The following is a 740-nucleotide window of genomic DNA, read 5'->3' as shown; positions in this document are numbered from 1 at the left end:
GTTAGCGGGCATTGTGAAAGATACCAGCATAACAGTTAAACATTGATAAATGAAAAAAAAACTACTTTGGATATTAATTTTAGGACTGATAATAATCAGTTGCAAACAAAGGAAAACAGAAATGAAAGAGAAAATAATTAAAACAAACGGCATTGAACTCTGTACGGAAAGTTTTGGAAATAAGAAAAATCCAGCAATCCTTTTGGTAGCAGGTGCAACCGTATCAATGCTGTATTGGGACACTGAATTTTGCCAACAATTATCTGAAAAAGGATTTTTTGTTATTCGTTACGACAACAGAGATGTAGGAAAATCCACTAATTATGAACCAGGTTCTACTCCATACGATATTGTTGACTTAACTAATGACGCTATTTCAATATTGGATGGCTACAAGATTGACAAAGCACATTTTGTGGGGATTTCTTTGGGCGGACTAATTTCTCAAATAGCATCAATAAAGTTTGCCGACAGAGTTAACTCCTTAACTCTTATGTCATCAGGCCCTTGGGGAGACTCAGACCCAACTATACCTGAAATGGACACGAGTATTTTAGATTTCCATAGTAAAGCAGGTACAGTCAATTGGACAAATGAAGACAGTGTGGTAAACTATTTAATTCAGGGTGCAGAATTAATGAGTGGCAAGAAACAATTTGACAAACAAAGAAGTGAAAAACTGATAAGAGCTGAGTTCAATAGAGCCAACAATTATATAAGTATGTTCAATCACGCTGCAT

Annotated in this window: 1 protein-coding gene; it reads left to right on the top strand. The window is 35.3% G+C overall.

Annotated elements, in window-relative coordinates; translation table 11 throughout:
- Positions 1 to 49: 49 nt before the first annotated feature.
- Positions 50 to 740, top strand: a 691-nt coding sequence (locus LKO28_RS15365) for an alpha/beta fold hydrolase (protein ID WP_227695912.1), incomplete at its 3' end; no start/stop codon positions are given.

The sequence above is a fragment of the Sphingobacterium sp. FBM7-1 genome, from assembly GCF_020687765.1.
GTDB lineage: Bacteria > Bacteroidota > Bacteroidia > Sphingobacteriales > Sphingobacteriaceae > Sphingobacterium.
The sequence above is the reverse complement of the archived record's forward strand: the minus strand, read 5'-3'. Positions and strand labels throughout refer to the sequence as shown.